Here is a 7,232-nt window from a genome sequence, read left to right as displayed (position 1 = left end):
GGGCTAAGTAATAGTTGGCCATACTTGTGAACGGAGTGAACGCGGCCAACTGTTGCGTGTCCTGTTGAATTGCTTGTTAGATGCAATACTGGTAAAACCAAGCGATACAATAACTTAAAGGCACTGTTAAATAAACATTAGCCTCTATTTTGAGCCACATAAATAACCGACTTAGAACGAATGGTTGTGCCGTAAACGATAATTAAACCGAATGACAGCGCAAAACCTATTCGTGATTAAACATAAAAACCTGATTTGGCGAAACGCAAAGGTTTTGCCCTAAAGCTAAGTTTTTAAAAACATCTAACGCCCAAATAACGGGCTAAGTAATACTTGCTAAAATGTGAAACGAAGTGGAACCGAGCAAGTGTTACGTGTCCCAGTTGATTTGCTTGTTAGTTGCAGCATACTTTCACCAAGTACAACAATAACTTAAACGCACCGTAATGAAAATACCAAGCCGTGAATTTGAGCCATTGCACTCACTATTTAGAGCGAATAGTTACGCTAATACACCTTTCAGAAATGTGATAAAAGTGATTAACTTATTCGCGGTACAGCACCAAACAATGAATTGGTGAAACTGAATTATTTAGCACTTAGACGATCTTTTTTATTAGCCAACTAACGCCCAAATAACAGGCTAAGTAATTGTTGGCTAAAATTGTGTAGCGAAGCGAAACGTAGCCAACTGTTACGTGTCCTTGTTGATTTTCTTGTTATATCTCGTAGACGCTATATAAGTTGCAGCGATTAAACAAGCAGGTAATACAAGCGATGGTAAGAAATATAAAATTGAAACTCCCGCAAACGGATTTGATATAGAACCACCGTATACGAAGGCCGAACCTACCGAAAAATAAAATAAGACTGACAAATAGCAGATAATACTATTAACTAACCAATTAGAAAGGGTCACTTTACCCAATACATATCCGGTAATTAGAGCCAGCAGACCAAAACAAAAAAATTGCTCAACTATTCCGAGTATAACCATTCCAAGTTCAACAAAAAGGTTTTCCTTAAACCACATAAAGTATTCTTTGGGTATTGCGATTGCGGCGACATACCCCATTAGGTGTACGCCAATTAAGCCAAGAATTAATCCTGATAAGATTGAGATAGGGATAGCTTTACTTTGATTCATACTGGATCCTTCCATTAGAGATATAACGCCCTAATAATGGGCAAAAAATTGTTGGCTAAAATGTTGAGGAACGAAAACAGCCAACTGTTTTTTGTCCTTATTAATTAGCTTGTTAGAGGTGTTTACACACATAGATGAAATTTTGTATTAAAACGGCGCCAAAACATAAAAAACCTAATGTATATGAAATTAACATTATTAATCTGGCTTTTACGCTAACAAATTTAACAGTATCAAAAACATAATAGTAAACCCCTTTAATATTTCCTTCAGGTATACCTGCCTTTATGAGCGCTAGTGGAGTTCGAGGTTCTTTAGTTACTTTATCTACATCCCCTTTATATTCTAGGTAATGTTTTAAGAAATAGTTTTTAGTCTTGTCCGTTATAATATGAGGCTCCATACCTTTATCATCTCTATACGAAGCAAGAAATGACCTAATTAGAGCTGTAGGATCTCTTCCTAATTTTTCCCACGCCTCAAAACTATCGTATTTATCAATACTTTTAGGGCATTTAAATAAGTAAGTTATGCTAGCAAAAGAAAAACAGACGGCGCTAAAATAAAAAAGAGACCAACTAAATGGTAGGTTTAATGTCATTCGAAAGGTTGCATTAAAAATAGTTACAACTATCTCATCTCCCGTAGCTTCAAATAACTTGGCTAGCATTGGTACTATAAATAGCCACCAATAACTTGATTTAATAACCTTACTGCGACCAAGTGATTTAAAAGATTCCCAATTAGGAATTTTATGCCACATATTATTTACACCTCTAACGCCCTGTTAACAGGCAAAATGCAGTTGGCTAAAATTAGGAACGAAGTGACAAAAAGCCAACTGTATTTTGTCCTTGTTTAACAGCTTGTTAGGCATTTTCTACCATTTCAGAAATCGATCCGATCACAGATAATTGACCTATTATAAAACAAATAGCTCCCCTAACTTGTTCAGGTAAAGATTTATCTTCTAAGCTATCTATTTTGCATAATAAAACAAGTTCTTTTGCTAAGTTAGCCGCCTTATCGGAGCTTATATTGTGTGCTAAATTATTTCTAAGTTTATTTAGTTTACCTATCGCAGGAAACGCACATTCATGGAGAGGAATATTTATTAGAGCTTTGGTTAATGCTGTTAATTGAGCAAAAGACAATCGTGCTTCATCTAAATATTTTGGAAAAGAGCAATGTTTTAATACGATAAAGTATAGAATTTCTTCTATTATCAGATGCCCCTTTAAGGTTACTAAACTGAGATCGTTTATATCAGGAATCAATTCCATGTATTTTTTGCTATTGTCCTCATGAGACTTAGCAATTTCAATATAATTATCAGAAATCTCCATACACCCTCAAAATGCCTAACGCTTACATAAGCGGAAAATTAAAGTTGGCTAAAATTTTGAGGAACGAAAAACAGCCAACTGTAATTTTTCCGTTTGATGTTCTTGTTAGTTGCTGGTTGTTAAAAGCACTAAACTTACAACAAGTTACCATATTTATTATTTAAACGGAAGGTGCAAAAATATTGCACTACTACACAAAAACCCAAGAATTTTGAGCCAAGCAATACTGCCTGAACTAGCTAATGGCTTTACCGCAAAAGTGTCTTAAAAAGCGTAAAGTCTATTGGCGAATATAACTGAACAGAATAAGCGAAAACGGAGGCGTAACTCACCAAGAAAATTTAGAAAATACCGCTCTGATACATAAATATTGGGCTGATTTAGTGGTGCCAACTAACGCCTTGCTAAGCGGAAAATAATGGTTGGCTATAATCGCGAAGCGATGGCCAACTGTTATTTTTCCGTTTAAGCAACTTGTTATATGCCGTTACAACTTCCATGAAATTTTGTTACGCAATTGCTCAACTTGCTTAACGTTTTTACCCGCTACAGCGGTATAAACAAAAGTGGTATTATCAAATGAAACACACTTTATGGTCGCGCGATTCTGATTGAAGTTTCCATAAACATAATCTCCATTTTTTACGACAGAGCTAAAACCAAGCGAGTTTAATATATCGACTCCTTTAATAGCACACAACTCAGGTGATATTTTCAACTGTTTATGGTGCGACCATAATTGAGGTGTATAAGGCTCTTGAGAGGTTTTATTTTGTGTGTTATCAGACTCGGTGTTAGTTAAAATTACCTTTGCTATGCCCGAAGTTTCTTTTTCTTTAAAAAAATGTGTATTTAAACTATGTTTTAGAATCTTTTGTACAATACCATTTAACATTACAGCAGATTTATGATCTTTTTTAGCTACATACATGTAACTCGAATATTTATTTGATGATGGTTTGTTTTTTTCAACACTTACTAGGTAACCCTTTTTGATAAGTGCATTCTGTAGAATTACAGCATCATCTTTTCTTAACGAATTATAATATACGGTAACCTTAATAATTTCATTGTTATTAGTATCAATACCTTCAATATTTTTTGTAGAGGAACACCCTTGCATTAAAGTAATTAAAACCAATAATGTTTTCAATTGAAATTTCATATTCATCCTTGAGCCTTTTTAGGCATATAACGCCCAATTAACAGGCAAAAAATGGTTGGCTAAAATAAGTGAACGTAGTGAACAAAAAGCCAACTGTTTTTTGTCCTTGTTTAATTTCTTGTTATGTTTTCTTAGACACTGAAGTTTGTTTAGAAGAATCTGATTTTAAAGTTTTATAAAACTCAGTTTCTGAGACTGCTACACCCAATGAAAATGCAGATAAAAGTAAACCAATAATCCATGCCCAAAATGTCCAAGGAACATGATGATATAGCCACTTAAGTGTTACTTTATTTGGGTATTCAATTTCTTTGGATTGAGGTTTGTCCAATTCTATATCAGCAGTTGGGATTTCGAGTTTTTTAATTGCTTGATTAACAACACCGATACACTCACCCAGAGCTTCGTGATGTGTTTCCCTTCCCATGTTATATGCTGATTTAACATGATCTGACCAAAATTCGAATTTTTTACATAATGCGTCGTCAAACTCCAATAAAGGAGAAACATCATCTGACCATGGCAAAAACTCGTCATAGTTTGCAAAAGAAGATGTGTCGCCTCTTTTTTTAGACAATGAACGAAGATTATTTAAAATATGATTATTCATTTAGTCGATACTATCCCTGAAAACATAACGCCGCATTAAGCGGACTAAAATTGTTGGTTAAAATGTGTAGCGAAGCGAAACCTAACCAACTGTTTTAGTTCCGTTTAAATGCCTTGTTAGGCTTTTGTACGCTGAACTAGATTACAGTATTGGAAGATACACATCTGTGATCATATCCGATTCTTTAATTTGAGGACCGACATTAACATAGTGAAAAAAAATAGGAAAATTAGTAAGTGCTTCACCACTTTTAGGTAACCACTCTTTATATAAGTCTCTCGCTGTAGTCATATTTTCACGTGAGCCGATATGACGAACTTTTGCACAACGAAGAGCTGGAATCGTTTTAGCAACAACTCCATAGCTATTTTCAGCAACGTCGTGAACAACAGAAACACATAAATCCACTCGATAATCTGATGGTGAAATCGTATTAGGATCATTGTAATGAATTCCATAACTACGATTAATATCCGAAGGTGGTAATTTGCTTTCTTTACGCCATTCAATAAGCTTCTTAATAGATTCGATTTCAAGAGCAGGTGAACCGTGATGTTCAACCACCGCAATTTTTGTTTTAGGAAAATTAATTATTTCAACGTCCATATATACTCCTAACTAAAGAAAAGCCTAACGCCGCATTAAGCGGCAAAAAATTGTTGGTTATAATGTTGAACGGAGTGAAAACAACCAACTGTTTTTTGTCCGTTTGAATGTCTTGTTAGTTGTTGGGATTAAAAGCTCTACGCTAACAACAAGTTACCATAGCATACTGCGTAAATTAATAATAAAGAATACCCGTACCGCTACAAAATAAAGCCTGACTTTTGAGCCACGCAAGTACCCGTTTAGAAGCGAACGCATTAAACCTTCAATTGACAAATGAGGTTGAATTTCGCTGGTTAAAGAGCAAAAGTTAATGGCGAAAACTCACCTAAAACACAGACCAAACCTATTTATAAAACACCGCTTTTGCAATAAAACTTCACTTGTTTAGCGGTACAACTAACGCCCAATTAACAGGCAAAAAATTGTTGGCTAAAATGGCGACGATGGAGCAAAAGCCAACTGTTTTTTGTCCTTGTTTAATTTCTTGTTATGTGTAAATGATATATTTAACGGCATTTCTTGTCCTTAACCGTCGTAAATTCCCGCTCTATTTTAGGTGTGACAAGTAAATCAACGGGTAATAACACCGTGTCTAATACAAAAGAAAATGGTACATCCAGTACAACAAATGGAAATGTTAACATTGCATAATTCATTGATTTAACGGTTCGACATGGGAAGTTTTTCACCGCATCTTCGGTTCCACTATACGGGTGGCCGACTGCTACATTATGAGTTGTTATGGTTGAGCAAGAAAAACTAAATAAACACATCAAGAAGACAATTGTATTTTTATACTTCATTGGAATCCTACAGAGATTAAATTTACACATAACGCCGCATTAAGCGGCAAATAATAGTTGGTTAAAATTTTGTGAGGCACGAACAACAACCAGCTGTTATTTGTCCGTTTAAATGCCTTGTTAGTACTACGTTTACTATTGGTCTGTTAGTGGCGGTATTGTTGAACTTTGATTTGCCAACATTTCTTTATTTTTATCTGTAATAGATTTATATTTATCCATCATTGAGAGAATTGCCGAGTTATTAGTGTCAATCGTACCTTCTAAAGCAGAGCTTAATGCTGCAATTTCCATTACGTCATCTCTTGCCCTTACAAGGGATTGAGCAATTCTATAATCTTCTGGTGTCGATGGTGGTTGTAATAAAGATATTTGATTTTGCCATGCAATTTGCTTTTGATTTGCAGCCGCATTTATACCTGCTAAAAGGTATTGCAACTCATGTTTTCTCTTTTTACCTTCGTTGATTACAGCAGTTTGATAAACAGCGATACCTGTACCAACTACACCAAACAACAGCCCTAATATTTCAGGTATACTCATAACCGATCCTTAGTAGTACTAACGCTTACATAAGCGGAACCTAACCAACTGTTTTTGTTCCGTTTGAAGTGCTTGTTATGTTTATGCTACTTAAGAAACCTTAAAATTTTAGATTTATTATAACCATTTATTCTATTTCCATTAATAAGTATTAATGGAATACTACTGCCATTTATCGCATCATAACGCTTGCGTCCATCTTCAGACTTTTCAATATCAAATTCTTGAAATTTAATGTTGTTTGAATTAAAAAATTTACGTGCCTTTTTACAATAACCACACCAATCTGTGGAGTATAAAACCACTTCATTTGTGTCTGAGTAACCACCAGTCAATGTCGTCCAGTTTGTATAAACACCAAAAATAAGACATATAAATAATATTTTTTTCAATTAACGATCTCACTAGTGATTAATAAACATAACGCCACATTAAGCGGCAAAAAATTGTTGGTTATAATGTTGAACGGAGTGAAAACAACCAACTGTTTTTTGTCCGTTTGAATGTCTTGTTAGTTGTTGGGATTAAAAGCTCTACGCTAACAACAAGTTACCATAGCATACTGCATAAATTAATAATAAAGATACCCGTACCGCTACAAAATAAAGTTGAATTTTGAGCCACGCAATTAGCCGTTTTGAAGCGAACGCATTAAACCTTAATATTGACAAATGAGGTTGAATTTCGCTGGTTAAAGAGCAAAATATTATGGCGAAAAACCAGCTAAAACACAGACCAAATCAATTTATAAAACACCGCTTTTGCAATAAAACTTACTTGATTAGCGGTACAACTAACGCCCACATTAACGGGCTAAGTAATAGTTGGCCATAATTGTGAACGTAGTGAGCGCGGCCAACTGTTGCGTGTCACGTTGAATTGCTTGTATGGATAATACATCCATCTTTATTATTCTTTTTAAACCAGTTTAGGTAAAGTGAGGCCCAAGCTTTAGCAGCAACTAAAGCCTTTTTATACGGTAGTTCGATTGATTGCAGGCTCCTCTATT

The 7,232-nt window shown here is 34.9% G+C and carries 9 protein-coding genes; all 9 read right to left on the bottom strand.

Features of this window, described 5'->3' with window-relative positions; translation table 11 throughout:
* Positions 1–694: 694 nt before the first annotated feature.
* Positions 695–1,147, bottom strand: coding sequence for a hypothetical protein (locus ASU03_RS18265; RefSeq protein ID WP_057833177.1), 453 nt, complete (start codon positions 1,145–1,147; stop codon positions 695–697).
* Positions 1,148–1,259: 112 nt separating this feature from the next.
* Positions 1,260–1,910 carry a hypothetical protein gene (locus tag ASU03_RS18260; protein ID WP_057833216.1) on the bottom strand — a complete coding sequence of 217 codons (651 nt, stop codon included), beginning with the start codon at positions 1,908–1,910 and terminating at the stop codon, positions 1,260–1,262.
* 106 nt (positions 1,911–2,016) lie between these two features.
* Positions 2,017–2,493, bottom strand: a complete 477-nt coding sequence (locus ASU03_RS18255; RefSeq protein ID WP_057833215.1) for a hypothetical protein — start codon at positions 2,491–2,493, stop codon at positions 2,017–2,019.
* A gap of 487 nt (positions 2,494–2,980) precedes the next feature.
* Positions 2,981–3,658 (bottom strand): hypothetical protein, encoded by a 678-nt coding sequence (locus ASU03_RS21160; protein WP_197411278.1) that lies wholly within the window; start codon positions 3,656–3,658, stop codon positions 2,981–2,983.
* A gap of 121 nt (positions 3,659–3,779) precedes the next feature.
* On the bottom strand, positions 3,780–4,268 hold the full coding sequence (locus ASU03_RS18245) for a hypothetical protein (protein WP_057833214.1): 489 nt from the start codon (positions 4,266–4,268) through the stop codon (positions 3,780–3,782).
* A gap of 141 nt (positions 4,269–4,409) precedes the next feature.
* Positions 4,410–4,874, bottom strand: a complete 465-nt coding sequence (locus ASU03_RS18240) for an AraC family transcriptional regulator (RefSeq protein WP_057833213.1) — start codon at positions 4,872–4,874, stop codon at positions 4,410–4,412.
* Positions 4,875–5,383: 509 nt separating this feature from the next.
* Positions 5,384–5,680 (bottom strand): YceK/YidQ family lipoprotein, encoded by a 297-nt coding sequence (locus ASU03_RS20075; RefSeq protein WP_197411277.1) that lies wholly within the window; start codon positions 5,678–5,680, stop codon positions 5,384–5,386.
* A 135-nt stretch (positions 5,681–5,815) separates the two neighbouring features.
* Positions 5,816–6,223 (bottom strand): hypothetical protein, encoded by a 408-nt coding sequence (locus ASU03_RS18235; protein ID WP_057833212.1) that lies wholly within the window; start codon positions 6,221–6,223, stop codon positions 5,816–5,818.
* A gap of 86 nt (positions 6,224–6,309) precedes the next feature.
* A complete protein-coding gene (locus ASU03_RS18230; RefSeq protein WP_082627345.1) occupies positions 6,310–6,615 on the bottom strand; it encodes a glutaredoxin family protein in 306 nt (101 codons plus the stop codon).
* Positions 6,616–7,232: the final 617 nt, after the last annotated feature.

It is taken from the genome of Colwellia sp. TT2012 (assembly GCF_001440345.1).
In the GTDB taxonomy this organism is placed as follows: domain Bacteria; phylum Pseudomonadota; class Gammaproteobacteria; order Enterobacterales; family Alteromonadaceae; genus Colwellia.
Note: the sequence above shows the minus strand (reverse complement) of the source record. Positions and strands in the feature narration are given on the sequence as shown.